This window comes from Pseudomonas sp. XP1 (assembly GCF_053557675.1).
This window is the reverse complement of record NZ_JBNRIJ010000008.1, coordinates 39,042-65,886: the sequence shown is the minus strand read 5'-3', so window position 1 is coordinate 65,886 and position 26,845 is coordinate 39,042. Positions and strand designations below refer to the sequence as shown.

The window sequence follows — 26,845 nt, the reverse complement described above, 5'->3', positions numbered from 1 at the left end:
AAGTCTTCCCAGAAATCACCATCAAGAGCCGGCCGGTGCGCAAGCGCTTCATCCGCCAGCTCGGCAAGAACATCCGCAACGTGCTCAAGGACCTCGACCCTGAGCTCGTGGTCGATGGTGTCTGGGACAATCTCGAAGTGGTCACCCGCGTCGAAGACGAAAAAGTCCAGCGCGAAATGATCGAGCGCCTGACCTGCACCCCCGGTATCACCCACTTCCTGCAGGTAGAGGAATACCCGCTCGGCGACTTCGATGACATCGTCGCCAAGTGCAAGCAGCACTTCGGCCACCTGCTGGCCGGCAAGCATTTCGCCGTGCGCTGCAAGCGCGGCGGCCACCACGACTTCACCTCGATGGACGTCGACCGTTACGTCGGCAGCCAGCTGCGCCAGCAGTGCGGCGCCGCCGGCATCGAGCTGAAGAACCCGGAAGTGCTGGTGCGCATCGAAATCCGCGACCAGCGTCTGTACGTGATCCACAACCAGCACCAAGGCATCGGCGGCTACCCGCTGGGCGCCCTGGAGCAGACCCTGGTGCTGATGTCCGGCGGTTTCGACTCCACCGTGGCGGCCTACCAGATGATGCGCCGTGGCCTGATGACCCACTTCTGTTTCTTCAACCTCGGCGGCCGTGCCCACGAGCTGGGCGTGATGGAAGTAGCCCACTACTTGTGGAAGAAGTTCGGCAGCAGCCAGCGCGTGCTGTTCATCAGCGTGCCGTTCGAGGAAGTGGTCGGCGAGATCCTCAACAAGGTCGACAACAGCTACATGGGTGTGACCCTGAAGCGCATGATGCTGCGCGGTGCCGCGCACATGGCCGACCGCCTGGAGATCGACGCCCTGGTCACCGGCGAGGCGATTTCCCAAGTGTCCAGCCAGACCCTGCCGAACCTGTCGATCATCGACTCGGCCACCGACAAGCTGGTGCTGCGCCCGCTGCTGGCAAGCCACAAGCAGGACATCATCGATCAGGCCTACGCGATCGGCACTGCCGACTTCGCCAAGCACATGCCAGAATACTGCGGCGTGATCTCGGTAAACCCGACCACCCACGCCAAGCGCCACCGCATGGAGCATGAAGAGAAGCAGTTCGACATGGCCGTGCTGGAGCGCGCACTGGAACGCGCCCGGCTGATATCCATCGACCATGTGATCGATGAACTGGGCAAGGACATCGAAATCGAGGAAGTGACCGAGGCGCTGCCCGGCCAGATCGTCATCGACATTCGTCACCCCGATGCCCAGGAAGACGAACCTCTGGTGCTCGACGGTATCGAAGTCCAGGCCATGCCGTTCTATGCCATCAACAGCAAGTTCAAGCATTTGGATGCCAACCGCCAGTACTTGCTGTATTGCGACAAAGGTGTGATGAGCCGTCTGCACGCACACCACCTGCTCAGTGAGGGACATGCCAATGTGCGTGTTTATCGTCCGGCATAAGACGCCAGGGCTGTATGGCGGCAGCATCCGCCATCGCCCTCCCGACCATCGGGCCCGCTGAGCCTCAAACCGTACATATTCGCCGCCTACACTGGCGGCAACCGAATCCTCTGATCGAGATACAGTTGTGATCGAAAATCTGCGTAACATCGCCATCATCGCCCACGTTGACCATGGTAAAACCACCCTGGTCGACAAACTCCTGCGCCAGTCCGGCACCCTGGAGCGTAACGAGCTCAACGACGAGCGCGTGATGGACTCCAACGACCAGGAAAAAGAGCGCGGCATTACCATCCTGGCGAAAAACACCGCCATCAACTGGAACGGCTACCACATCAACATCGTCGACACCCCCGGCCACGCCGACTTCGGTGGCGAGGTTGAGCGTGTAATGTCGATGGTCGACTCCGTGCTGCTGCTGGTCGATGCCCAGGACGGCCCGATGCCGCAAACCCGCTTCGTGACCAAGAAGGCTTTCGAAGCTGGCCTGAAGCCAATCGTCGTGATCAACAAGGTTGACCGCCCTGGCGCGCGTCCTGACTGGGTTCTGGACCAGATCTTCGACCTGTTCGACAACCTCGGTGCCACCGATGATCAGCTGGACTTCCAGGTTGTCTACGCTTCGGCCCTGAACGGCATCGCCGGTCTGGACCACACCGACATGGCCGAAGACATGACCCCGCTGTACCAGTCGATCGTCGACAACGTACCGGCGCCGAACGTTGACGTCGATGGCCCGTTCCAGATGCAGATCTCCGCTCTGGACTACAACAGCTTCCTCGGTGTTATCGGCGTTGGCCGTATCGCCCGTGGCCGTATCAAGCCGAATACCCCGGTTGTTGCCATCGACACCGAAGGCAAGAAGCGTAACGGCCGTATCCTCAAGCTGATGGGCCACCACGGCCTGCACCGCGTCGACGTTGAAGAAGCCCAGGCTGGCGACATCGTCTGCATCAGCGGTTTCGACGAGCTGTTCATCTCCGACACCCTGTGCGACATGAACCACGTCGAGGCGATGAAGCCACTGACCGTTGACGAGCCGACCGTTTCGATGACCTTCCAGGTCAACGACTCGCCGTTCTGCGGCAAGGAAGGCAAGTTCGTCACCAGCCGCAACATCAAGGAACGTCTGGACAAAGAGCTGCTGTACAACGTTGCACTGCGCGTTGAAGAAGGCGACTCGGCTGACAAGTTCAAGGTTTCCGGCCGTGGTGAGCTGCACCTGTCGGTTCTGATCGAAACCATGCGTCGTGAAGGCTTCGAGATGGCTGTAGGCCGCCCTGAAGTGATCATTCGTGAAGTCAACGGCGTGAAGCAGGAGCCGTTCGAGAACGTCACCATCGACATTCCTGAAGAATCTCAGGGCAAGGTCATGGAAGAAATGGGCCTGCGTAAGGGCGACCTGACCAACATGGCGCCGGATGGCAAGGGCCGTGTACGTCTGGAGTACAACGTGCCTGCTCGTGGCCTGATCGGTTTCCGTAACCAGTTCCTGACCCTGACCAACGGTGCCGGCATCCTGACCTCGATCTTCGATCGCTACGACACCATGAAAGCCGGCCAGATGTCCGGCCGCCTGAACGGTGTACTGGTTTCGATCGAGACCGGCAAGGCGCTGACCTACTCGCTGGAAACCCTGCAGGCTCGCGGCAAGCTGTTCATCGAGCACGGCCAGGACATCTACAACGGTCAGATCATCGGTCTGAACAGCCGTGACAACGACCTGGGCGTGAACCCGACCAAGGGCAAGAAGCTCGACAACATGCGTGCTTCGGGCAAAGACGAAGTCATCGCCCTGGTACCGCCGGTTCGCCACACCCTGGAACAGGCCCTGGAATTCATCCAGGACGACGAGCTGTGCGAAGTGACTCCGAAGTCGATCCGCCTGCGCAAGAAGATCCTGGACGAAGGCGAGCGTACCCGCGCTGCCAAGAAAGCCAAGGCTTGATCGTCTAGCTTGAGCTGAAACGAGAACGCCCCCGGTCGAAAGGTCGGGGGCGTTTTTGTTTATCGGGTTCTTGTAGGGGATATCTCAAGCGGATGTAGGTTGCATCTTTCACGGCCTTTTGCGACTTGTGCGCGCTTGTTGTGAGGCCTAGCGTGAAGTGCTTTCTTGAAGCAGGAAGCATGCACATGAATTATCGTTTAGCGTTGGCAATCCCTTGCCTGATGGCTGGCTTGCAGGCTTGTGCCGTGCAGGACTGTGCCAACCCGCGTCCGCAAGATGTCGTCCAGTGTCATATTGGCAAGGTGCGTCAGGCACCCTTGGAAGCCGTATTGCTAGAGCAAGCCTCCGAGCCTGGCTATGAGTTCCGTCGCTTGCAGATGGTCTCCCAGGTGTGGGAGCCAGCCCCGGTGGTTGAGCCGCACCGCTGGGAGCATGATGTCGAGCTGCATATCCCACACAATGCCGTGCCCGGCAAAGCCTTGCTGGTTGTGAACAACGGTGTGCGGTTCGGGCCGGCGCAAACTCCTGACTATACCCGCGAGGCATTACGCGAAGTCGCCCTCAAGACACGGATGGCCGTGGTCATGATCAGCGATGTGCCCAATCAGTACGTGACCTTCAACGATAACGAGAAGCCCTTGCGTGAGGATGACGCCGTGGCCCATACCTGGGCGCATGCGCTACGCGGCGCCGCGCCGGAATTGCCACTGCACGTGCCGATGGCCGCGGCGGCAAGCCGGGCGATGGATCTGGCCGAGCAAGAGCTGGAAAAGCAAGGGCTCACTGTTGATCGCTTCATTATCACTGGCGCCTCCAAACGCGGCTGGAGCGCATGGCTCACGGCATTGGCCGATGAGCGGGTAATGGCCATCGTGCCCAGTGTGATCGACGTCGCGGATACTTCGGACATGCTGGCCGGATTGCGCAAGCGTTATGGTGGTCACTGGCCCTTGGCACTGGGTTCCTACCAGCAGGCCGGTGTCCTGCAACAGCTGGGAACGCCGGCATTCGAGCGGCTGATGGCGATGATGGACCCGATGCAGTACCTGAACGAAAAAGGGCAGCGTCTGGCCATTCCCAAGTACCTGGTGTCCGCCAGCGGTGACGATTTCTTCGCCCCTGACCCGGTCACTGACTATCAGCAGCGCTTGCCAGGCCAGACCAGCCTCAGGGTGCTACCCAATTCGGACCATGGTGGAGTGCGTCAGGCGGTTGTCAGCACCTTGGTGCCTGCGCTGACGCGCTTGCGCGATGGCACACCTTTGCCAAGCGTGCAGGTATCGGCGAGCGGGCATGCCGGGCAGATGAGCGTCGGCTTCTCTGAGCCGCCCGTGGCGGTGAAGCTGTGGACGGCGAGCAACAGCCATGACCGCGACTTCCGCTATGCCTGCGGTGTGCGCTACCAGTCCGAGACGCTCGCTCCCATGCAGAGCTTCACACTGCGGCACACCGCGCCGGCTGTAGGCTGGCAGGCGCAGTTCATCGAAGCGAAATTTGCTGACGGCTTCATCGCCACCAGCCCGGTCAGCGTGCTGCCGCAGACTTATCCTGAGCATCCGCCGATGGATCATGGCGGTGCGTGCAAGAGCTTCCCCGCTGGTGGGTAGTGGAAGGCTGGTCTAGCGCGAGGCCACCTTTGGCTTGTAAGCACAGTAACCTGGCCGCGGCCCGACCTTGGGGTGGTTGCGGCAGGTATCCGGCCGCTTGTCATAAATGGTGCACAGCCGGCTTTTACGATCCAGGTACAGGCAGTCATCATTGCTCATCCGGGTCAGGGTGAAGATTCCCGACTTCTGGTTGAAGCGTTCGATGATGCCGTCCTTCTGCAGGCGTTTGGCGATGTTCTTCGGCGGTTCGTCTTTCTCGAACTCGTCGACCACGCCGATACGGATCAGATCCTTGATCTTCACCTCCACCGGCAGGGTGCAGCAGGTCGAATGGCAGCCATGGCACATGTTGCTGGTGTAGCGCTGCCAGGTCTCCAGGCGGTCGACTTCGGCTGCGGCGATCAGGGTCGTTTTCATCGTTATGGTGGTGTATCACGGTCTTGGGGCGCGCGATCATACCGGAATTGTTCAATTTATGAACAACCTTTTGCCGGAATCGCAGAGTGGGCATGAAAACTGCGAACGGTAACTGTCACTCCCTGTCGAAGGGTCTAGGCTCAACAGTCTCCCTCCGTTTTCGTCAACTTGCCCGAGGATGCCGCATGTCCCAGGAACCCAAAGCTCGTGACGCCGAGGTGGCCGAATTTCGCGCCGCTGTACTGGACAAGCTGACCTACGCGGTCGGCAAGGACCCGGAGCACGCCTTCGACCACGACTGGTTCGAAGCCATCGCCCTGGCCGCGCGCGATCACATGGTCGATCACTGGATGGACCACACCCGCCAGGCTTATCGCCGCAGCCAGAAGCGGGTCTATTACCTTTCCCTCGAATTCCTCATCGGCCGCTTGCTGTACGACAGCCTGAGCAACCTGGGCCTGCTCGACATTGCCCGTGACGCACTGGAAGGGCTGGACGTGGACCTGGAGCGCATCCGCCTGCTCGAGCCCGATGCCGCGCTGGGCAACGGCGGCCTTGGCCGCCTGGCGGCGTGCTTCATGGAGAGCATGTCGACCTTGGGCATTGCCGCTCACGGCTATGGCATCCGCTACGAGCACGGGCTTTTTCGCCAGGCCATGGTCGATGGCTGGCAGCAGGAGCAGACCGAGAACTGGCTGGACTTCGGCAACCCCTGGGAGTTCGAGCGCGCCGAGGTGATCTACCCCATCAGCTTTGGCGGCAGCGTCGAAACGGTGCACGACACCCACGGCCAGCAGCGCCAGGTGTGGTGGCCGGGCGAGACCGTGCGGGCGGTGGCCTACGACACCCCGGTGGTCGGTTGGCGCGGGGCCAGCGTCAATACCCTGCGCCTGTGGCGTGCGCGGGCGCTGGAAGAGCTGCACCTGGAACGTTTCAATGCCGGTGACCACCTGGGGGCGGTGGCCGAGGTGGCACGGGCTGAAAGCATCTCGCGGGTGCTGTACCCGGCTGACAGCACCGAGGCGGGCCAGGAACTGCGCCTGCGCCAGGAGTACTTCTTCGTCTCGGCTTCGTTGCAGGACCTGCTGCGCCGCCACCTGAACATGCACGAGAACTTGCTCAACCTGCCGGACGCGGCGGCCATCCAGCTCAACGACACCCACCCGTCGATCGCCGTGGCCGAGCTGATGCGCCTGCTGGTCGACCAGCATGAAATCCCCTGGGATACCGCCTGGGAGCTGACCGTCGGCACCTTGGCCTACACCAACCACACCTTGCTGCCCGAAGCCCTGGAAACCTGGCCGGTGGCGCTGATGGAACGCATGCTGCCGCGGCACATGCAGATCATCTACCTGATCAACGCCTACCACATCGACGCGCTGAGGGCGAAAGGCCTGCACGACTTCGACGTGTTGCGGGCCGTGTCGCTGATCGAAGAAGACAACGGTCGTCGGGTGCGCATGGGCAACCTGGCGTTCCTTGGTTCGCACAGCGTCAACGGTGTGTCGGCGCTGCACAGCAAGCTGATGAAGAGCACGGTGTTCGCCGAGCTGCACAAGCTCTACCCGCAACGGATCAACAACAAGACCAATGGCATTACCTTCCGCCGCTGGCTGTACCAGTCCAACCCGCAGCTGACCGCCATGCTGGTCGAGGCGCTGGGCCCTGAACTGCTGGACGACCCGGAAGGGCGCCTGGCCAATCTGGTGCCGTTTGCCGACAAGAGCGGCTTCCGCAAGCAGTTCGCCGCGCAGCGCCTGCACAGCAAGCGTGCCCTCGCCAGCATCATCCAGGACCGCCTTGGCGTTACGGTGAACCCCGAAGCGCTGTTCGATGTGCAGGTCAAGCGCATTCACGAATACAAGCGCCAGTTGCTCAACCTGCTGCACACCGTGGCGCTGTACCAGGCCATGCGCAACGACCCCGGTACCGACTGGGTGCCGCGGGTGAAAATCTTCGCCGGCAAGGCTGCGGCCAGCTATCACCAGGCCAAGCTGATCATCAAGCTGGCCAACGACATCGCCCGGGTGGTGAACAACGACCCGACCGTGCGCGGCCTGCTGAAAGTGGTGTTCCTGCCCAACTACAATGTCAGCCTGGCCGAGAGCATCATCCCGGCGGCGGACCTTTCCGAGCAGATTTCCACCGCCGGTTACGAAGCTTCCGGCACCAGCAACATGAAGTTCGGCCTGAATGGCGCGCTGACCATCGGCACCCTGGATGGTGCCAATGTCGAGATGAGCGAGCAGGTGGGTACCGAAAACATGTTCATCTTCGGCCTCACCGCGCAGCAGGTGGAGGCCAGGCGGCGTGACGGGGACTTTGGCGCCAGTGCGGCGATTGCTGCGTCCAGTCGCCTGAACGACGTGCTGCAGGCCATTCGCAGCGGTGTGTTTTCGTCGGACGACCCGTCGCGCTACAGCGCGCTGATCGACGGGCTGGTGGCTCATGACCGCTTCTTGGTGTGTGCCGATTTCGATGCCTACTGGGATGCGCAGCGAAGGGTAGAGGAGCTGTGGCACACGCCGCAGGAATGGTGGCGCATGGCGGTGCTGAATACCGCGCGGATGGGCTGGTTCTCGTCGGACCGGACCATTCGGGAGTATGCCAGCGAGATCTGGAAGGCGCTGGATTGAGGAAAAGGGGCCGCTGTGCGGCCCATCGCCGGCAAGCCAGCTCCTACCTCGACCGCATCGATCTCAAGCCATGTGCAGTCCCTGTGGGAGCTGGCTTGCCGGCGATGGGCTGCACAGCAGCCCCAACCGACCATCGGCTTGGTGCTTGCTGAACTTCAGGGGCTGAAGTCGAGTCTCTTTGCTCGCTAGCCCGCAACTCTCCCTGTAAACTGCGGGGGTTTTCATCCCCCAATCCTTTCGGAGCCATACATGTCCCGCGTTACCCTGAGTCGCTATCTGATTGAGCAGACCCGCAGCAACAATACCCCTGCCGATCTGCGCTTCCTGATCGAAGTGGTGGCGCGTGCGTGCAAGGAAATCAGCCATCACGTGTCCAAAGGTGCCCTTGGTGGCGTGCTGGGCAGCATGGGCACTGAAAACGTGCAGGGCGAAGTCCAGAAGAAACTGGACGTGATTTCCAACGATATCCTGCTGGAAGCCAACGAGTGGGGCGGCCACCTGGCCGGCATGGCCTCCGAAGAAATGGACAACGCCTACCAGATCCCGGGCCGGTACCCGAAAGGCGCCTACCTGCTGGTCTTCGACCCGTTGGACGGCTCGTCCAACATCGACGTGAACGTTTCGGTCGGCACCATCTTCTCGGTACTGCGTTGCCCTAACGAATACCTGAGCCAGAACGAAACCCTGAACGAAAATGCCTTCCTGCAGCCAGGCACCCAGCAGGTCGCCGCCGGTTACGCCATCTACGGCCCGCAGACCATGCTGATCCTGACCCTGGGCAACGGCGTCAAGGGCTTCACCCTCGACCGCGAACTGGGCAGCTTCGTCCTCACTCACGAAAACATCCGTGTGCCGGAAAGCACCGCAGAGTTCGCCATCAACATGTCCAACCAGCGCCACTGGGAAGCCCCGGTTCAGCGCTACGTGGGCGAACTGCTGGCAGGCGAGACCGGCCCGCTGAAGAAGAACTACAACATGCGCTGGATCGCCTCGATGGTGGCCGACGTACATCGCATCCTGACCCGTGGCGGCCTGTTCATGTACCCACGTGACGCCCGCGAGCCGAGCAAACCGGGCAAGTTGCGCCTGATGTACGAAGCCAACCCGATGTCCTTCATCATCGAACAGGCCGGTGGCGCCTCCACCAACGGTTACGATCGCATCCTCGACATTCAGCCAGAAAGCCTGCACCAGCGTGTGTCGGTAATCCTCGGCTCGAAGGAAGAGGTCGAGCGCGTCACCGCCTACCACAAGGAGTAAGTCATGCTCGCACCTTGGCAGCCGTTGCTGGAGTGGTGGTTCGGTTGGGGCACCAGTCCCCAGGCCGTGGCTGACGAGAAGAGCACGCTATGGTTCGGCAAGCATCATGATGCCGAGGCCCATGCGCTGTTTGGCGAGCTGGTCGAGCACGCCCTGGCGGGTGGGCTCGACGAGTGGCAGCAAAGCCCGCAGGGCTGGTTGGGCCTGCTGATCCTGCTGGACCAGCTGCCACGCATGATCTACCGCGACACGCCGCGCGCCTTCGAGGGCGACCGGCGTGCCCAGGTGGTGGCGATGCAGGGTTTGCAGAAAAACTGGGATTACCAGTTGCTGCCGATCCAGCGAGTGTTCGTGCTGCTGGTGCTGGAGCATGCCGAGGTGCTGGACTGGCAGAACCTGTGCGTCGAGCGCTACCAGGTGCTGCTGGACGAGCAGCCCGAAGCCAACCGCAGGTTGTTCGAAGGCTTCCTCGACTACGCCGAGCAGCACCAGCGCGTAATAGCCCGTTTCGGGCGCTTCCCGCACCGCAACCTGGTGCTGGAGCGGCCGAGTACCAGCGAAGAGATGGACTTTTTGCTGGAGCCTGGGTCCAGGTTCTGATTCCAGGGCTGGCGGGATCTTCGTAGGCGCAGCCTTGTGCTGCGAAGAGGCCCCTGCTGCCCTTGCATCCCTGTTGGCCTTACCGGCCCTTCCGCAGCACGAGGCTGCTCCTACTGTGTGTAGGGGCGGCCTTTTTTGTTTGAGCAGGATAATTCTTTGTGATTAATCGCACAGTAGTGGCCATCCGACCAATGGCGTAGGGGGAGAGGAGGGTGACCAGGGAACCTGGGAGGGTTTTTACCGTCGAAGGTCACTGCAGGCCACTCGCCTGTATCCCCTCTCCAGGAGTGTCCTTCATGTCGTTGCGTTCCCTCGCCCTGTTGTCGCTGTGCGTCGTCCTGACTGCCTGCAGCAAGATCAATCAGGAAAACTATTCCAAGATCAAGGCCGGTATGAACAAGGCCGAGGTCGAGCAGCTGCTTGGCACGCCGACCGAGTGCTCTGGCGCGCTGGGGATGAGCAGTTGCACCTGGGGGGACGAGAAGAGCTTCATCAGTGTGCAGTACGCGGCTGACAAGGTGCTCATGTATTCAGGGCAGGGTCTCAAATGAGGCACCTGTATCTGCTGATGGGGGTATGCCTGGCGTTGCTGCTGGGTGGCTGTGCCGGCTCTGTGCACGACCCGCTGGCACCGAAAACTGCGGGCAACATCGACCTCAAGCGCTATCAGGGCAAGTGGTACGAGCTGGCACGCCTGCCGATGCGCTACCAGACCGGCTGCGAGCAGTCCGAAGCGCACTACAATCTCAGGCTCGATGGTAGCCTCGGCGTCCTCAACCGCTGCCGCACCATGGGTGACGAATGGCTGCGCGCCGAAGGACATGCGAACATCCAGGAGCCGGGGCACACCGACAAGTTGTGGGTCGAGTTCGACAATTGGTTCACCAAGCTGGTGCCAGGGGTGGCGAGGGGCGAGTACTGGATTCTTTATGTGGATGAGCGCTACCGCACAGCGGTGGTCGGCAGCCCGGATCGCAAGCACTTGTGGATCCTGTCGCGCACGCCGACGCTACCGGCCTGGGAGCGCGAGAACTTGATGTCCAAGGCCCGGCAGCAGGGGTACGACACCAGTCGGCTGATCTGGCGTGCGTCGGACCAGCAGATCGTCAAGAGGCACTGAGTTTCTGGGGGGCTGCAAAGCAGCCCCAATACACTCAGCCCAAAAGCTGCCGCAGTACTTTGGCAAACGCCAACCGGCTTTGCTCTTCCTGTGCATGGCGCCCCTGGCGCACCACCCACTGCCCATTCACCATCACATCCCGCACCTGGCGATCGCCCCCGGCAAACAGCCAGCGGTTGAGAATCGCATCCCCATCGGCCATGGCGATGTAAGGGTCCTGTCCATCGAGCACCAGCCAGTCGGCACGGTTGCCCACGGTCAGTTCCCCGACCGCCTGCCCCAGCGCCTGCGCGCCGCCCGCCAGTGCAGCGTCATACAGCGTGCGCCCGACCATCGGCTGGTCGCCGCGATACAGGCGGTTACGCCGCTGGTCGCGCAGCCGCTGGCCATATTCCAGCCAGCGCAGCTCCTCCACCACGCTCAGCGACACATGGCTGTCTGAACCAATGCCCATGCGCCCACCCTGCGCCAGGTAGTCCACTGCCGGGAAAATCCCGTCGCCAAGGTTGGCCTCGGTGGTCAGGCACAGCCCCGCAACCGCGCCGCTGCGGGCCATGGCGGTGACTTCATCCGGCTCGGCATGGGTTGCATGCACCAGGCACCAGCGTGGGTCCACGTCCACGTGCTCGTACAGCCACTGCAGCGGACGCAGGCCGCTCCAGGCCAGGCAGTCGTCGACTTCCTTCTGCTGCTCGGCGATATGGATATGCACCGGGCACTGCTTGTCGCTGGCTGCCAGCACTTCTGCGATCTGCCCGGGCGTCACAGCGCGCAGCGAATGGAAGCACAAACCCAGTTGCTGCGCAGGTTGTGCGGCCAGCAGTGGGGCCAGCTGCGCTTGCAGTTGCAGGTATTGTTCGGTGGAGTTGATAAAGCGCCGTTGCCCGTCGTTCGGGGCTTGGCCACCGAAGCCTGCGTGGCTGTACAGTACCGGTAGCAAGGTCAGGCCAATGCCGCTGTCGGCAGCAGCTGCGCTGATGCGGCGGGACAGTTCGGCCGGGTCGGCGTAGGCCTTGCCGGCCTGGTCATGGTGCACGTAGTGGAACTCGGCGACCGAGGTGTAGCCGGCCTTGAGCATCTCGATGTACAGCTGGCGGGCGATGACCTGTAGCTGCTCTGGGCTGATCTGGCCGACCAGGCGATACATCAGGTCGCGCCAGGTCCAGAAACTGTCGTTGGGGTTGCCGGCGACTTCCGCCAGCCCTGCCATTGCGCGCTGGAAGGCATGCGAGTGCAGGTTGGGCATGCCGGGCAGCAGCGGGCCGGCCAGCCGCTCGGCGCCCTCGCCCGAGGCACCTGGTTCGATGCGGGCCAGCTGGCCATCACTGGTAACCTCGATGCGGACATGGCTGGCCCAACCCGTAGGCAGCAGGGCGCGTTCGGCGAAGTAGGCGGACATTGGTGAAAATCCTGTTATTGTTAACTTGTATATACATATACAGGCGTTTGCCTGCCGGGTAAACTGCGGCAAGCTACCGCTCATTCCATTTGCACAAGGATCCAACGCCGTGCCGACACCTCCTGTCTCCGCGCTGGTTGCCCAGATGGGCGAGGGCCCGGCTCCGCTGTACGCCCGGGTCAAACAGATGATCATCCAGCAGATCGACAACGGCAGCTGGCCACCGCATCACCGGCTACCCTCGGAGAGCGAATTGGTCAGCCAGCTGGGCTTCAGCCGCATGACCATCAACCGCGCCCTGCGCGAACTTACCGCCGAAGGCCTGCTGGTGCGCATGCAAGGGGTCGGTACCTTCGTTGCCGAGCCCAAGGGGCGTTCGGCGCTGTTCGAGGTCAACAACATCGCCGACGAAATTGCCGCGCGTGGCCACCAGCATAGCTGCCAGGTAATCACCCTCACCGAGGAAGCGGCCGGTTCCGAGCGGGCCCTGGCCCTGGACATGCGCGAAGGCCAGCGGGTGTTCCACTCGCTGATCGTGCATTTCGAGAACGGCGTGCCGGTGCAGATCGAGGACCGCTACGTCAATGCGGCGATTGCCCCCGACTACCTCAAGCAGGACTTCACCCGGCAGACGCCTTACGCCTACCTGTCGCAGGTGGCGCCGCTGACCGAGGGTGAGCACGTGGTCGAGGCAATCCTGGCCGAGCCGGAAGAATGCCGCCTGTTGCAGATCGAGCGGGGCGAGCCCTGCCTGCTGATCCGCCGTCGCACCTGGTCCGGCCGCCAGCCGGTGACCGCCGCGCGGCTGATCCACCCCGGTTCCCGTCATCGCCTGGAAGGACGTTTCAGTAAATGAGCCAGCTGCAGTTGTTGCGTGCGCAGGGCTACCCGCGCATGCCGTGGAAGAACGGTGGCGGTTTCACCGAAGAGATCACCCGCGACAGTGGCGAAGGCCTGGAAGGCTTTGGCTGGCGCCTGTCGATTGCCGATATCGAGGAGTCGGGCGGGTTTTCGACCTTCGCCGGCTACCAGCGGATCATCACCGTTCTGCAGGGTGACGGCATGCGCCTGCTGGTCGACGGCCAGGCCAGCAGGCCATTGCTGCCGTTCGATGCCTTCGCCTTCAGTGGAGAGAGCCAGGTTAGCTGCAAGCTGCTGGGCGGGGCGATCCGGGATTTCAACCTGATCTATGCACCGCAGCGCTACCGGGCGCGGTTGCAGTGGTTCGATGGCACCAGCCGCTTGTACAGCTCGGCGTCGACGCTGTTGCTGTTCGCTGCCAGCAGCCAGGTCGAGGTTGGCATCGCCGGGGGTGAGACGCAGCGCTTGGGGTTGTATGACTGCCTGCGCTTGGAGGGCAATGACCAGTTGTTGGGGTTGGATGTGCAGGGGCGGTTCTGCCTGATCGAACTCGTTTCACGTTGAGATAGCCGGGGGCTGCTGCGCAGCCCATTCGTAGCACAAGGCTGCTCCTGCAGGGGAACGCAAACCCTTGTAGGAGCAGCCTTGTGCTGCGAATGGGTCGCGCAGCGGCCCCTTGGTTTTCCGCACCGCTCAGCGGAAAGGTCCAACTATTTTGGTTGTCCATGCTTGTACATACAAGTAAAGGTGTGTTTGTATATCTACCACGACATACCCGCCCGCGGACGACCGCAGAGGACCTTTCCCGTGACCGACAACAACAAATACCGTGACGTTGAAATCCGTGCCCCACGTGGCAACAAGCTGACCGCCAAAAGCTGGCTGACCGAAGCGCCACTGCGCATGCTGATGAACAACCTCGATCCACAGGTCGCGGAAAACCCGAAAGAACTGGTGGTGTACGGCGGTATCGGCCGCGCTGCCCGTAACTGGGCGTGCTACGACAAGATCGTCGAGACCCTGACCCGGCTGGAAGACGACGAAACCCTGCTGGTGCAGTCGGGCAAGCCGGTCGGCGTGTTCAAGACCCACAGCAACGCCCCGCGCGTATTGATCGCCAACTCCAACCTGGTGCCGCACTGGGCCAACTGGGAACACTTCAACGAACTGGACGCCAAGGGCCTGGCCATGTACGGCCAGATGACTGCCGGCAGCTGGATCTACATCGGCAGCCAGGGCATCGTCCAGGGCACCTACGAAACCTTCGTCGAAGCCGGTCGCCAGCATTACGGTGGCAGCCTGAAAGGCAAGTGGGTACTGACCGCCGGCCTGGGCGGCATGGGCGGCGCCCAGCCACTGGCCGCCACCCTGGCCGGTGCCTGCTCGCTGAACATCGAATGCCAGCAGAGCCGCATCGACTTCCGCCTGGAAACCCGTTACGTCGACGAGCAGGCCACTGACCTCGACGACGCCTTGGCACGCATCGCCAAGTACACCGCCGAAGGCAAGGCCATCTCCATCGCCCTGCACGGCAACGCTGCCGAAATCCTGCCGGAGCTGGTCAAGCGTGGCGTGCGCCCGGACATGGTCACCGACCAGACCAGCGCCCACGACCCACTGAACGGCTACCTGCCGGCCGGCTGGACCTGGGAACAATACCGTGACCGCGCGCAGACCGAGCCGGCTGCAGTGGTCAAGGCCGCCAAGCAGTCTATGGCCGTGCACGTGCAAGCCATGCTCGATTTCCAGAAGCAGGGTGTGCCGACCTTCGACTACGGCAACAACATCCGCCAGATGGCCAAGGAAGAAGGCGTGGCCAATGCCTTCGATTTCCCGGGCTTTGTACCGGCCTACATCCGCCCGCTGTTCTGCCGCGGCATCGGCCCGTTCCGCTGGGCGGCGCTGTCAGGTGATGCCGAAGATATCTACAAGACCGACGCGAAGGTCAAGGAACTGATCCCCGACGACGCCCATCTGCACCGCTGGCTGGACATGGCCCGCGAGCGCATCAGCTTCCAGGGCCTGCCGGCACGTATCTGCTGGGTGGGTCTGGGCCTGCGCGCCAAGCTGGGCCTGGCGTTCAACGAAATGGTACGCAGCGGCGAGCTGTCGGCACCGATCGTGATCGGTCGTGACCACCTGGACTCCGGTTCGGTGTCCAGCCCCAACCGTGAAACCGAAGCCATGCGCGACGGTTCCGACGCTGTCTCCGACTGGCCGCTGCTCAACGCCCTGCTGAACACCGCCGGCGGTGCTACCTGGGTTTCGCTGCACCACGGTGGTGGCGTGGGCATGGGCTTCTCCCAGCATTCGGGCATGGTCATCGTCTGCGACGGTACCGATGAAGCCGCCGCGCGTATCGCGCGCGTGCTGACCAACGACCCAGGGACCGGTGTAATGCGTCATGCCGATGCCGGTTACGACATCGCCATCGAGTGCGCCAAGGAGCAGGGCCTGGACCTGCCGATGATCACTGGCTGATCGCCACGCTTTGGATCGCACCCCGCCAGGGGTGATACTGAACAACAAGAAGGAGCACGCAGGCACCTGCAAACGGGCCTGCGGCTCCACGCGATTGGAGTAGTGAAGTGACCGAATTGACCCTCAAGCCCGGCACCCTGACCCTGGCCCAACTGCGCGCCATCCATGCCGCGCCCGTGCGCCTGCAACTGGACGCCAGCGCCGCGCCAGCCATCGACGCCAGCGTTGCCTGCGTCGAGCAGATCATTGCCGAAGACCGTACTGCCTACGGCATCAACACCGGTTTCGGCCTGCTGGCCTCGACCCGCATCGCCAGCCATGATTTGGAAAACCTGCAGCGCTCGCTGGTGCTGTCCCACGCCGCCGGTGTCGGCGCGCCGCTGGATGACGACCTGGTGCGGCTGATCATGGTGCTGAAGATCAACAGCCTCAGCCGTGGCTTCTCCGGTATCCGTCGCAAAGTCATCGACGCGCTGATCGCCCTGGTCAACGCCGAAGTCTACCCGCACATCCCGCTGAAGGGTTCGGTGGGCGCTTCCGGTGACCTCGCCCCGCTGGCGCACATGTCGCTGGTGCTGCTGGGTGAAGGCAAGGCCCGCTACAAGGGCCAGTGGCTGCCAGCCACCGAAGCCCTGGCCGTGGCCGGCCTCGAGCCGCTGACGCTGGCCGCCAAGGAGGGCCTGGCCCTGCTCAACGGCACCCAGGCGTCCACCGCCTATGCCCTGCGTGGCCTGTTCCAGGGCGAAGACCTGTACGCCGCTGCCATCGCCTGTGGCGGCCTGAGCGTCGAAGCCGCACTGGGCTCGCGCTCGCCGTTCGATGCGCGCATCCACGAAGTGCGCGGCCAGCGTGGCCAGATCGACACTGCTGCCTGCTTCCGTGACCTGCTGGGTGACTCCAGCGAAGTGTCGCTGTCGCACAAGAACTGTGACAAGGTCCAGGACCCGTACTCGCTGCGCTGCCAGCCGCAGGTCATGGGCGCCTGCCTGACCCAGTTGCGCCAGGCCGCCGAGGTTCTGGGCATCGAGGCCAACGCCGTGTCGGACAACCCACTGGTGTTCGCTGCCGAAGGTGATGTGATTTCCGGCGGTAACTTCCACGCCGAGCCGGTGGCAATGGCCGCCGACAACATCGCGCTGGCGATTGCCGAAATCGGTTCGCTCAGCGAGCGCCGTATCTCGCTGATGATGGACAAGCACATGTCCCAGCTGCCGCCGTTCCTGGTGGAGAACGGCGGGGTCAACTCCGGCTTCATGATCGCCCAGGTCACCGCTGCTGCCCTGGCCAGCGAGAACAAGGCCCTGTCGCACCCGCACAGTGTGGACAGCCTGCCGACCTCGGCCAACCAGGAAGACCACGTGTCGATGGCCCCGGCTGCCGGCAAGCGTCTGTGGGAAATGGCCGAAAACACCCGTGGCGTGCTGGCCATCGAATGGCTGGGCGCCTGCCAGGGTCTGGACCTGCGCAAGGGCCTGAAGACCTCGGCCAAGCTGGAGCAGGCGCGCCAGGCGCTGCGCAGCGAAGTGCCGCACTACGACCGTGACCGTTTCTTCGCGCCCGACATCGAAAAGGCCGTGGAACTGTTGGCCAAGGGTCGCCTGACCGGCCTGCTGCCGGCTGGTGTGCTGCCAAGCCTGTAATGCCCCCAGGGGCCGCTCTGCGGCCCATTCGCAGCGCAAGGCTGCTCCTGCAAAGGCGACGCGCTCCCTTGTAGGAGCAGCCTTGTGCTGCGAAAGGGCTGCAAGGCAGCCCCCTCGATCTCACGACCACAAAAACAATTTAAGGACGTGACATGCAACAAGCTCAAGGTCTAAAACGCGGGCTAAGTGCCCGCCACATCCGTTTCATGGCCCTCGGCTCCGCCATCGGCACCGGGCTGTTCTACGGTTCCGCCTCGGCCATCCAGATGGCCGGCCCGGCCGTGTTGCTGGCCTACCTGATCGGCGGCGCCGCCGTATTCATGGTCATGCGCGCCCTCGGCGAAATGGCCGTGCACAACCCGGTCGCCGGCTCGTTCGGCCACTATGCAAGCACCTACCTCGGCCCCATGGCCGGCTTCATCCTCGGCTGGACCTACGCCTTCGAGATGGTCATCGTCGCCATCGCCGATGTCACCGCCTTCGGTATCTACATGGGCTTCTGGTTCCCGGAAGTGGCCCGCTGGATCTGGGTGCTGGGCATCGTCTTCCTGATCGGCGGCCTCAACCTGTGCAACGTCAAGGTCTTTGGCGAAATGGAATTCTGGCTGTCGCTGCTCAAGGTCGGCGCCATCGTGGCGATGATCCTGGCCGGCCTCGGCATCATGGCCTTCGGCTTCAGTCAGGTAGGCACCGGGCAGGCCGTGGGTGTCAGCAACCTGTTCGAGCACGGCGGCTTCATGCCCAATGGCGTGGGTGGCCTGATTGCCTCCTTTGCAGTGGTGATGTTCGCGTTCGGCGGCATCGAGATCATCGGCGTCACCGCTGGTGAGGCCAAGGACCCGCAACGGGTCATCCCCAAGGCGATCAACGCCGTGCCCCTGCGCATCCTGCTGTTCTACGTGCTCACCCTGTTCGTGCTGATGTGCCTGTTCCCATGGCCGCAGATCGGCAGCCAGGGCAGCCCGTTCGTGCAGATCTTCAGTAACCTGGGCATCGGCTCTGCCGCCGCCGTGCTGAACATCGTGGTGATTTCCGCAGCGATCTCGGCCATCAACAGCGACATCTTCGGCGCCGGCCGCATGATGTACGGCCTGGCCCAGCAAGGCCATGCACCGCGCGGTTTCAGCAAGCTGTCGAAGCATGGCGTGCCGTGGATGACCGTGGTGGTGATGGGGGCTGCGTTGCTGATCGGCGTGCTGCTCAACTACCTGATCCCGGAAAATGTGTTCCTGCTGATCGCATCGATCGCCACCTTCGCCACCGTGTGGGTGTGGCTGATGATCCTGCTCACCCAAGTGGCCATGCGCCGCAGCATGAGCAGTGAACAAGTGGCCCAGCTGCAGTTCCCGGTACCGTTCTGGCCTTACGGCCCGGCCATGGCCATTGCGTTCATGGTGTTCATCTTTGGCGTGCTCGGTTACTTCCCGGATACCCAGGCGGCATTGCTCGTCGGCGTGGTCTGGGTGGTGTTCCTGGTGGCGTCCTACCTGCTGTGGTGCAAGCCGCGCGCAGGGCAAGGCGAACCGGTAGCGGAACCGGCCGAGCTGCACCGCTAAGTACAGGAGTCAATGTATGAGAACCGTCTGGCAGCACTGCCATGTAGCAACCATGGTCGGGGGTCGTTATTCGGCCATCGAGGACGCGGCCATCGTCACCAACGCCGGGCTGATCGAGTGGATCGGCCCACGTGTCGAGCTGGCGGCGGTCGAGGCCGAGCGTACGGTTGACCTTGGCGGCGCCTGGGTCACCCCGGGGCTGATCGACTGCCACACCCACGCGGTGTTCGGTGGCAACCGCAGCGGCGAGTTCGAGCAGCGCCTGCAGGGCGTTAGCTATGCCGAAATCGCCGCACAGGGCGGCGGCATCGCCAGCACCGTGCGGGCCACCCGCGCTGCCAGCGAGGACGAGCTGTTCGCCAGTGCCCGCCAGCGGGTCCAGGCGCTGATGCGCGATGGCGTGACCACCATGGAGATCAAGTCCGGCTATGGCCTGGACCTTGCCAACGAGCGCAAGATGCTGCGCGTGGCCCGGCGCCTGGCCGACGAGTTGCCGCTGGCGGTGCGCGCCACCTGCCTGGCAGCCCATGCCTTGCCGCCGGAATACGTGGGCCGGGCTGACGACTACATCGCGCACATCTGCGACGAAATGCTGCCGGCCCTGGCCGCCGAAGGCCTGGTGGACGCAGTGGATGCCTTCTGTGAACACCTGGCGTTCTCCCCGACCCAGGTCGAGCGGCTGTTCATCAAGGCGCGCGAGCTGGGCTTGCCGGTCAAGCTGCACGCAGAACAGTTGTCGTCGCTGCACGGTTCCAGCCTGGCGGCGCGCTACCACGCGCTGTCGGCCGACCATCTGGAATTCATGACCGAGGAAGACGCCATAGCCATGGCAAAAGCCGGCACGGTCGCCGTGCTGCTGCCGGGCGCGTTCTACTTCCTGCGCGAAACCCAGCTGCCACCGATGGACGCCTTGCGCCACCACGGCGTGAAGATTGCCCTGGCCAGCGACCTTAACCCCGGCACCTCGCCAGGGTTGTCGCTGCGGTTGATGCTGAACATGGGCTGCACCTGCTTCTGCATGACTCCAGAGGAAGCCCTGGCCGGTGTCACCGTGCACGCCGCCACGGCGCTGGGCCTGGGTGACAGCCACGGCTCGCTGGAAGTGGGCAAGGTCGCCGACTTCGTCGCCTGGCAGATCGAACGCCCCGCCGACCTGGCCTATTGGCTGGGCGGCGACCTGCCCAAGCGCGTGGTGCGCAAGGGCCACGAGATTTCCAACTGAGTGAGGCACGATGGACAAGGTACTGAGTTTTCACCAGGGGCGCCTGCCGCTGCTGATCAGCATGCCCCATGCCGGCCTGAAACTTTCGCCGGCTGTACGAGACGGTCTGGTGGACCAGGCGCGCAGCCTGCCGGACACCGACTGGCATATTCCACGGCTGTATGACTTTGCCCGTGAGATGGGCGCCAGTGTCGTGGCCGCGGAGTATTCGCGCTTCGTCATCGACCTGAACCGCCCGGATGACGACAAGCCGCTGTACGCCGGTGCCACCACTGGCCTGTACCCAGCCACGCTGTTCGATGGCGAGCCATTGTTCAAGGACGGGCTGGTGCCGACAGGCGAGGAGCGCAAGCAGTATCTGGAGCAGATCTGGCGCCCCTACCACGACACGATTCGTCGCGAGCTGGCGCGGCTGCGCGAGCAATTCGGCTACGCCCTGCTGTGGGACGCCCATTCGATCCGTTCGCTGATCCCGCACCTGTTCGACGGCAAGCTGCCGGACTTCAACCTGGGTACCTTCAATGGCGCCAGCTGCGATCCGGATTTGGCCGAGCGCCTGCAAGGTGTTTGTGCCCAGGCACAGGGCTACAGCCATGTGCTCAACGGTCGTTTCAAAGGCGGGCATATCACCCGGCATTACGGCAACCCAGCCAATCACATCCATGCGGTGCAGCTGGAGCTGGCGCAGAGCACGTATATGGAAGAAAGCGAGCCGTTCGATTACCGCGAAGACCTGGCACGGCCGACACAGGAGGCGCTGCGGAGATTGTTGCAGGCGTGCCTGGCGTGGGCGGAACAGCGTTATGGTCGGTAACCCGGCCAACCTGGGGAATAGCTGACAAGCAGCCATGCATGGAAAGCGAGCAGTTACCAAAGCCCGACAGCGTCTACAATGCTGCCGGGCTTTGCGCCGATCAGTCGTGCAAGTACTCGCGTCTCTTTTGAATGGTCAGCTGATAAATGCGGCTGAGCACCAGAGAGTCATAGTCGAGCTTGAGCTGCTCGTACATAGGTTGTAGTGCTTCGATGGTCATGCCAGGGTATCTGTCAGGCAGGTTGAGCACACTGAGTTCATAGGCCTCTTTCTGTTGGCGGAAGTACGCTTCATCCGTACTTCTCAGATATTGGACCCATTGGTCTTGCGCGGCCGCATAACTGAGCCAGCCGTCACCGTCTTCACGTTGGCGTACATACTCGACAACGGCTTCCCGCTCGCGCTGACCCACGTCAGCTGATCCTTCATAGAGCATGCCTTGTGGGGGCAGCGGCAGGTCAAGTTCGGCACTCAGGCGCAAGCGGTACGCCAGCCGTACCTCTGCTTCGTCCCGCCCGACAAGGTGAGCGCCTGCGTATTCATCAAGCGCCTGAAGACGATACTGGCTCCGCATCCACCGGAGCAGGTTTTCGCCATAATGCTCAGGCGGTCCGCCAAGGATGTTTTGCAGGAGTATCTGTTGTTCAATCTGGACGAACACCAGCAGCGCGCCATCGGCACAAGTCTGGTTGCCGTCAGCTTGGGGTAATGCATCTTGTGCTATCCCGTTGAACAAGGCTCGCAGGCCATCATCACGGTCCGCAGCCTCTATCACTGCCCACACGCGCTGAACCAATTCGGGGCGCAGGGTAGTGTTGCGATAGGGCGCAGAGTGTGTCAACCGCTGTACCAGGCGCAGCAGGTTGTTATTGGGGTCTTGTTGTTCCAGCCTGGCCCAGACAGTTCTCCGGGCGCTCGCCTGGCCTTCCTGTGTCGATAACCAATGATCAACGGTAGGTACTTCCTGCTCCAAGGGTGCCGGTGAATGTACATGCCCACTGGATGCCACGGAGCTGCTGTTGGAGTCGGAGTGGACGTTAGGGGACATTGCCTCGATATCAGGCGGCAAGTCCATATTGAAAGAAAAGCGTCGGTGATATCCCTCGGAGGTATGTGCACTGATCATGGTTTCCCGATTCAACGGGTTGCCCATCAGCGAAATTTCAGTATGAATGCCGTCGTCGCGCGGATTTTCGAGAACATGCGCAGGCAACGTGCTGATCTGGTTGTGGTCCAGGTCCAGAACGCTGATTGGCATCATAGATTCGACCCATTCGGGCCAGGCGACCAAACCTGTGTTATCCAGGTGCAGCATGCTCAAGTGCCGCGGCAAAGTTGAATGATCTGTGATCTGGCCAATGGTATTGCCGCTGAGTTCAAGTGTGTCCAGTTGGCGGATTTGGCCGAGTAACGTCATGGCCTGCTGATCCACCAGAAGACCTTGGTCTACCAGTACCACAGTTCGAAGCTGTTCCAACCGCAGCAAGGCATTCGGGACTGCCTGTAACGGGTAGACATGACCATGCATTCTCAGCGCCTCCAGGTTAGGAAAGCGCATCAAGAAATTGTCCAGCTGGGGCTGCCAGAAAGTTACTCGGTCAAGCTGCAGGCTGCGCAGGCGATTGCAGAAAAATGCTGGCAATCGTTCAGGAAAATGTTCGAGGCCGACATTCCTGAGCTCCATTGCTGAAAAGTTGTCCCCTTCGGCTTGGCGGCGCCAGGCATTCATGATGCATTCGCCTATATGCTGCCGGTCCGCCGCTTGTGCGGAGGACGAAGCTTGGCCGTAAGTCCATTGCTTGATGACAGCATTCAGTTCGGAGCGTTCGGTTTGCAGATGCTCTATTTGAGTTTGCAGCCCTTGCGGCACATCCAATTCAAACCACAGTGGGTATCCCGGGTGGTTCCAGTCAAGCAGGATCCTGCGAATGGTTCGATCCGTCAGAACGTTGCCATGCAGATTGATCCGCGTCCGGGCAGCATGGAGACTGGGTTGACTGAAAAGGTCACCCGGGATACTGGTGATGTTGTTTTCTCTCAGTGAGAGTTCCCCCACGCCTTCCAGATTGGTGGGCGTGATCCAGGTGGGCCATTGGCGTAGCGCTATACGATCGAGGCCGAGGTAACGCAAATGCATCTGCAGTAAACGCTCAAGGTTTGCGGAATCTGGTACAAGGTTGCCGGACAGGTCCAGAACTTCAAGGTGTGGCATCTCCCGAAGTCTTTGAATCTCCCATGTGCCGATCACCAGGCTCTGGTTGATCAGGCGAAGTTCTTGCAAGTTGGGAAAGCGGCTGAAAAGTGTAGGCAGCAGGGGGAGGCTCACATTACTGGGAGTGTGGTCCGCAGTGGTCAGCTCCAGTACCCTCAGGTCGCTGAATTGTTCTAGGAAAGCGACCATCGTTTCATGAGCGCGGACAAACTCATTGGCCGTCGGAGTCGTTGTCTGGATGCGAAGTTGCCTGATCCGCCGAGTGAGGAAAGCAGGCAATTGGGTAGGTAACAATGTAGGCCATATCTCTTGTAGCCACAGGGTAGACGGGGTCTCCATTACGTCGGCCAATGCGGTATCCAACCATGCTTGCCAGATTGCCTCTACCAACCTCGCTCGACCTGGTGCTTCGGCTTGCGGGTCCAATGAATGCGCCGAGCCTGCCCCCCATGTATCCAAGGCTAGGGCCAGCTGGCTGCGCTCGTCCAGAAGTTGCCGCAGCCTGTCCAGAATGCTTTGGCGGTCGTAGTTTGCTTCCAGTGCCCTGAGTATGTTCTCAGGCTCCAGGTCCAGGCCTGGACCCAGCTGCAGCGTCAATATCAAGTCGAGCAGCGTTTCCCGTGCAATGAAGCCGCTTAGCGCGCCCCTGCCGCTCAAGGCATAGCCGATACGGCCCCCAGCCAGGCGCATGGGTGGTACGCGGGAAGGATGTGTCGGTTGCATGCCCAGTAGCTTGCGCAAGCCATGACGTGGCATCAAGTTGTGTTCTATTGCCGCTTTCAGGTCCTGGCTTTGCCAAGTGCCGGGGAAACCCAGTGCGGTACGCATGTCGTCAGGCAACGCGTGCAGTACCGATGCATAGAGCTCGTCAGCGCCATGCAGGTGAAGACCTTGGTCATCTTGGGCTTGGTACAGGGGGGCCTCTCGCACGAGGATTTTCCGGGTCGGCGCATTGGGTTGTCCGATGCTGTCGATCAATGCACCGCCGTACCAGCGATCGCGTATTTCCAGACGTAGCTGATCTGACCAGCCGGTAATCCGAGCGAGGCTGTGGAAGATCAGTTTGTCGCTATCCGGGTTGTAGGCCGGGGTTTGCAGATACAGCTTTTCATAGGCGCGAGCCAGGCGCACCTCCTGTTGATAGACCCTGACTTCCTCGGCAAGGCGTTGAGGTACCCGGCCTTGGGCGAGCTGGTTCAGCTCCTCGGCATTGGCGTGAAAACCAAGCTCTTCGGCAATGACCGTCGGCAGCCGAGGATAGTGCTGCTGTAAGGCTAGCGCCGCTGGGTCGTCCGTGCTGGACAGTTCCAGATAGTAGTTTTCGAACGCCTCGGCCCGGGCTGACGCTTCGCTTGCCGGGTAAGCCAGGCAAGCTTGCTCATCCGCTGCGAAGCGTCGCCTGGCGTCCTCCAGCAGCGCCGGCGGTCGGTCGTTTTCGCTCAAGGCGCGGCGAAGTACGGTTTCGTGGGTGTCACTTATGCGCAACAGCCGCTGTGCGGTTTGCTCATCCAGCTGCCAGAAGTCGGGTCCCAGACGTTTTACCAGCTTGGCTCCCTGCCACTGCAGAGGGCGGTCCAGTTCATGTTGCCAAGTGCCAAACCCGTTATGACGCAGCTTGGGCTCGTAGGTCCCGATCAGAGTGGCGTGCCGGGCTCGATAGTCGGCGCCATTCCGGTTGTGGGTGACCGCAAAATATTTGTCCTCGATGGCGACCCATGCTTTGTCCTGATAGTGATAGATGCCGTATTGGTCTGGTTGCAGGCCAGGAGGCAGAACGATGTCGTGGGCATAGGGCGTCATGTCTGGTTTCCATAAACGCTCCTGTCCATCTGGCAAGGTCACCGGCTCCAGTTCGGTAATGAAGGAAGGAGTTTCCACGGGGATGATTTCTCTGGCAGGCACACTGCTTTGGCCCTCCGCCCCCAGCGCGCCGATCAAGGCTATGTTCTCTATCACATCCGTCAGGTAGCTCCAGGCCTGTTCCTGCTCACCGCGGGACCAGGCCTGGATGCCATCGAAGGTTTCGGATGCGAGTTGTATGACATTGACCACAGCCATCGCCTGGCCAACGACCGGCACGATGAACGCAGCTGCATTGAGGGCACCGAGGCCCAATGCCAGATAGTGATGAATGCGCTCATCAAATGCTTGTTGGTTCTTCAGGCGAGTGGGTACCGCATGGAACAAGGCATCGTCTTTCACCGAGGCCACTTTCCTCTTCACCATTTCATCCAGTGGTGACCCGGGGAGCTTGCTGGCACGTAGATGCAATGAAGGGTTGGTGCTGCGCTGACGTATCAAAAGGTTGGACTTCGGGCTCCAGCCATAGGGGTAAATACTGGCAACGACCTTTTCGCGCAACTTGGCCCGGTGCCTTGCCGGGAAGAAACGCTGGAAGAAATCCAGGTAATTCATCTGTTCAAGCCGTTTTACCAGCGCTTGGGTAAAAGCGGTCGATGATGGATACTCTTTCAGCGGGGCCACCGGGTCGCCGGGGATATGGACGACCACGGGCAGGGTGCGTTCGACGCTGTCCAGATCGTCGCTCAAAACCAGCACGCCGTTAAGAGGTATATCCCAGAGCCGAAGCGCGTAAGCAGTCAGGTTGGCAGCGCCATCGTCAGGCGTCTGCCCGGCAGCGGTCGCTTTTATCCGCTCGTAGAATACCTCACTCACATCCCCTTTGAGGTACGCCATGTGAGCCTCTACAAGTAATGCTGAACGCTCTGCCGTCCGCTGCTGCTGCGTATCCGCCAACGTCGAGTCAATCAGGTCTTGATAGCCTTGTCCCAAATCGAGGTCGCGGCAAAGCGCAGCGAAATGTGCAGGCTCCATGTCGTAAAGCGTGCGTTTATCATGGGACGGACCCGTAGCGATCTTGGCCCGGATACGCCGATCGAAATCCAGCGCACCCAATGCAGTTTCGCTAGGGCTGAAGTTTTGCAACGCTGCGGTCAACAGTGTTCTGTAGTCAGTACGTAGCACCGGCTTGCGAATATCGGTCGGATAGCTCGCCACGTCGATATGCGTGGCATGCGAGGACCATAGGCGGGCGTCATTCAGATAGGTTGTGCGAACATCAAGGTCGATACGGAAGCGTGCCTTGATCGCAGCTGTCAGTAGTGGTGCCGCGTACTCCTCAACGGTTGGGAGGGTTGCGACGGTAGCCGCCAGCGGGCCCGTACTCTTGCGATAAGCAGCATAGTGGTGCAGCAACTCTTTGATGATGTCTGGATGAGAGCGGTTGGACCGGTCGAACCAATCCCACAGCGAGGAGCTGAATGTTTTCAACGCGCTGGCCTCGTCCGCGGAGAGGTCGCTCACCCATTCTGGAAGCTTGGCCTGGACGATTTCAACGTGGCGAGTGGACACCGTGGGTGCTTGGGAAAGCTTTCGCATGAACATCTCCGAATCTTGCTGATCAAGGTCGCCACAGGTTTCATTCGAGCTGTGGCTTGCGAAAGTTTTGGCGCCTTGGTGGGGCCGGAGGTGTTAGATAGTTGTTTGCAAACTCGCGGCCAGTGATCGGAGTTGCTCGGAAGGGGTAGCTCCCGTATCAGCGCAGGCGCTGATGGAATGGGGGGAAGGCGAGATATCGGTGGTAAGGTTCGGCCATTAAATGGGCGACGCGAT

General features: G+C 61.7%; 18 protein-coding genes. 15 read left to right on the top strand and 3 right to left on the bottom strand.

Annotated elements, in window-relative coordinates:
* The 3 genes from thiI to ACK1U9_RS09830 form a co-directional block, all read left to right on the top strand.
* The coding region (thiI, locus tag ACK1U9_RS09840) for a tRNA uracil 4-sulfurtransferase ThiI (protein WP_449109856.1) at positions 1 to 1,439 on the top strand (1,439 nt) is incomplete at its 5' end.
* Between the two features lie 127 nt (positions 1,440 to 1,566).
* The gene (gene typA / locus ACK1U9_RS09835; protein WP_013974573.1) at positions 1,567 to 3,387 is read left to right on the top strand and encodes a translational GTPase TypA; all 1,821 of its coding nucleotides are present in this window, start codon (positions 1,567 to 1,569) and stop codon (positions 3,385 to 3,387) included.
* Between the two features lie 185 nt (positions 3,388 to 3,572).
* Positions 3,573 to 4,994, top strand: a complete 1,422-nt coding sequence (locus tag ACK1U9_RS09830) for a PhoPQ-activated pathogenicity-related family protein (protein WP_322492349.1) — start codon at positions 3,573 to 3,575, stop codon at positions 4,992 to 4,994.
* Positions 4,995 to 5,006: 12 nt separating this feature from the next.
* Here ACK1U9_RS09830 and ACK1U9_RS09825 read toward each other — a convergent pair whose 3' ends face one another.
* The gene (locus ACK1U9_RS09825; protein WP_046613485.1) at positions 5,007 to 5,411 is read right to left on the bottom strand and encodes a YkgJ family cysteine cluster protein; all 405 of its coding nucleotides are present in this window, start codon (positions 5,409 to 5,411) and stop codon (positions 5,007 to 5,009) included.
* A gap of 185 nt (positions 5,412 to 5,596) precedes the next feature.
* On the opposite strand from ACK1U9_RS09825, the gene ACK1U9_RS09820 reads away from it, so the two are divergent.
* The 5 genes from ACK1U9_RS09820 (at position 5,597) to ACK1U9_RS09800 (ending at position 11,027) form a co-directional block, all read left to right on the top strand.
* Positions 5,597 to 8,047 carry a glycogen/starch/alpha-glucan phosphorylase gene (locus tag ACK1U9_RS09820; protein ID WP_046613484.1) on the top strand — a complete coding sequence of 817 codons (2,451 nt, stop codon included), beginning with the start codon at positions 5,597 to 5,599 and terminating at the stop codon, positions 8,045 to 8,047.
* Between the two features lie 249 nt (positions 8,048 to 8,296).
* On the top strand, positions 8,297 to 9,307 hold the full coding sequence (locus ACK1U9_RS09815; protein WP_085599848.1) for a class 1 fructose-bisphosphatase: 1,011 nt from the start codon (positions 8,297 to 8,299) through the stop codon (positions 9,305 to 9,307).
* Positions 9,308 to 9,310: 3 nt separating this feature from the next.
* Positions 9,311 to 9,907 carry a DUF924 family protein gene (locus ACK1U9_RS09810; RefSeq protein ID WP_046613482.1) on the top strand — a complete coding sequence of 199 codons (597 nt, stop codon included), beginning with the start codon at positions 9,311 to 9,313 and terminating at the stop codon, positions 9,905 to 9,907.
* A gap of 296 nt (positions 9,908 to 10,203) precedes the next feature.
* Complete coding sequence (gene bamE, locus ACK1U9_RS09805; RefSeq protein ID WP_003249234.1) at positions 10,204 to 10,458, top strand: outer membrane protein assembly factor BamE domain-containing protein; 255 nt, start codon at positions 10,204 to 10,206, stop codon at positions 10,456 to 10,458.
* Positions 10,455 to 11,027, top strand: a complete 573-nt coding sequence (locus ACK1U9_RS09800; RefSeq protein WP_046613480.1) for a lipocalin family protein — start codon at positions 10,455 to 10,457, stop codon at positions 11,025 to 11,027. Before bamE ends, ACK1U9_RS09800 begins: the two co-directional genes overlap by 4 nt.
* Positions 11,028 to 11,061: 34 nt before the next feature.
* Here the strand turns inward: ACK1U9_RS09800 and ACK1U9_RS09795 are convergent, their stop codons facing one another.
* Positions 11,062 to 12,426, bottom strand: coding sequence for a formimidoylglutamate deiminase (locus ACK1U9_RS09795; protein ID WP_108480220.1), 1,365 nt, complete (start codon positions 12,424 to 12,426; stop codon positions 11,062 to 11,064).
* A gap of 145 nt (positions 12,427 to 12,571) precedes the next feature.
* On the opposite strand from ACK1U9_RS09795, the gene hutC reads away from it, so the two are divergent.
* The 7 genes from hutC (at position 12,572) to hutG (ending at position 21,000) form a co-directional block, all read left to right on the top strand.
* Positions 12,572 to 13,282 (top strand): histidine utilization repressor, encoded by a 711-nt coding sequence (gene hutC, locus ACK1U9_RS09790; protein WP_449109872.1) that lies wholly within the window; start codon positions 12,572 to 12,574, stop codon positions 13,280 to 13,282.
* A complete protein-coding gene (locus ACK1U9_RS09785) occupies positions 13,279 to 13,851 on the top strand; it encodes a HutD/Ves family protein (RefSeq protein WP_046613474.1) in 573 nt (190 codons plus the stop codon). Before hutC ends, ACK1U9_RS09785 begins: the two co-directional genes overlap by 4 nt.
* 243 nt (positions 13,852 to 14,094) lie before the next feature.
* Positions 14,095 to 15,768 (top strand): urocanate hydratase, encoded by a 1,674-nt coding sequence (gene hutU / locus ACK1U9_RS09780; protein WP_039612503.1) that lies wholly within the window; start codon positions 14,095 to 14,097, stop codon positions 15,766 to 15,768.
* A gap of 107 nt (positions 15,769 to 15,875) precedes the next feature.
* Positions 15,876 to 17,408, top strand: coding sequence for a histidine ammonia-lyase (gene hutH / locus ACK1U9_RS09775; RefSeq protein ID WP_003259868.1), 1,533 nt, complete (start codon positions 15,876 to 15,878; stop codon positions 17,406 to 17,408).
* Between the two features lie 152 nt (positions 17,409 to 17,560).
* Positions 17,561 to 18,964 carry an amino acid permease gene (locus tag ACK1U9_RS09770; protein WP_085599840.1) on the top strand — a complete coding sequence of 468 codons (1,404 nt, stop codon included), beginning with the start codon at positions 17,561 to 17,563 and terminating at the stop codon, positions 18,962 to 18,964.
* Between the two features lie 16 nt (positions 18,965 to 18,980).
* A complete protein-coding gene (hutI, locus tag ACK1U9_RS09765; RefSeq protein ID WP_108480217.1) occupies positions 18,981 to 20,186 on the top strand; it encodes an imidazolonepropionase in 1,206 nt (401 codons plus the stop codon).
* A 10-nt stretch (positions 20,187 to 20,196) separates the two neighbouring features.
* Positions 20,197 to 21,000 carry an N-formylglutamate deformylase gene (gene hutG / locus ACK1U9_RS09760; protein ID WP_108480216.1) on the top strand — a complete coding sequence of 268 codons (804 nt, stop codon included), beginning with the start codon at positions 20,197 to 20,199 and terminating at the stop codon, positions 20,998 to 21,000.
* A gap of 100 nt (positions 21,001 to 21,100) precedes the next feature.
* Here hutG and ACK1U9_RS09755 read toward each other — a convergent pair whose 3' ends face one another.
* Positions 21,101 to 26,611, bottom strand: a complete 5,511-nt coding sequence (locus ACK1U9_RS09755) for a dermonecrotic toxin domain-containing protein (protein ID WP_173015121.1) — start codon at positions 26,609 to 26,611, stop codon at positions 21,101 to 21,103.
* Positions 26,612 to 26,845: the final 234 nt, after the last annotated feature.

What these genes read in the sequence shown, in the direction of transcription:
- ACK1U9_RS09785 (WP_046613474.1), top strand. Translation starts at nt 13,279, where the DNA reads ATGAGCCAGCTGCAGTTGTTGCGTGCGCAGGGCTACCCGCGCATGCCG.
- bamE (WP_003249234.1), top strand. Translation starts at nt 10,204, where the DNA reads ATGTCGTTGCGTTCCCTCGCCCTGTTGTCGCTGTGCGTCGTCCTGACT.
- ACK1U9_RS09830 (WP_322492349.1), top strand. Translation starts at nt 3,573, where the DNA reads ATGAATTATCGTTTAGCGTTGGCAATCCCTTGCCTGATGGCTGGCTTG.
- hutC (WP_449109872.1), top strand. Translation starts at nt 12,572, where the DNA reads ATGGGCGAGGGCCCGGCTCCGCTGTACGCCCGGGTCAAACAGATGATC.
- ACK1U9_RS09800 (WP_046613480.1), top strand. Translation starts at nt 10,455, where the DNA reads ATGAGGCACCTGTATCTGCTGATGGGGGTATGCCTGGCGTTGCTGCTG.
- ACK1U9_RS09820 (WP_046613484.1), top strand. Translation starts at nt 5,597, where the DNA reads ATGTCCCAGGAACCCAAAGCTCGTGACGCCGAGGTGGCCGAATTTCGC.
- ACK1U9_RS09815 (WP_085599848.1), top strand. Translation starts at nt 8,297, where the DNA reads ATGTCCCGCGTTACCCTGAGTCGCTATCTGATTGAGCAGACCCGCAGC.
- ACK1U9_RS09810 (WP_046613482.1), top strand. Translation starts at nt 9,311, where the DNA reads ATGCTCGCACCTTGGCAGCCGTTGCTGGAGTGGTGGTTCGGTTGGGGC.
- ACK1U9_RS09770 (WP_085599840.1), top strand. Translation starts at nt 17,561, where the DNA reads ATGCAACAAGCTCAAGGTCTAAAACGCGGGCTAAGTGCCCGCCACATC.
- ACK1U9_RS09755 (WP_173015121.1), bottom strand. Translation starts at nt 26,611, where the DNA reads ATGCGAAAGCTTTCCCAAGCACCCACGGTGTCCACTCGCCACGTTGAA.
- hutG (WP_108480216.1), top strand. Translation starts at nt 20,197, where the DNA reads ATGGACAAGGTACTGAGTTTTCACCAGGGGCGCCTGCCGCTGCTGATC.
- hutI (WP_108480217.1), top strand. Translation starts at nt 18,981, where the DNA reads ATGAGAACCGTCTGGCAGCACTGCCATGTAGCAACCATGGTCGGGGGT.
- ACK1U9_RS09795 (WP_108480220.1), bottom strand. Translation starts at nt 12,426, where the DNA reads ATGTCCGCCTACTTCGCCGAACGCGCCCTGCTGCCTACGGGTTGGGCC.
- ACK1U9_RS09825 (WP_046613485.1), bottom strand. Translation starts at nt 5,411, where the DNA reads ATGAAAACGACCCTGATCGCCGCAGCCGAAGTCGACCGCCTGGAGACC.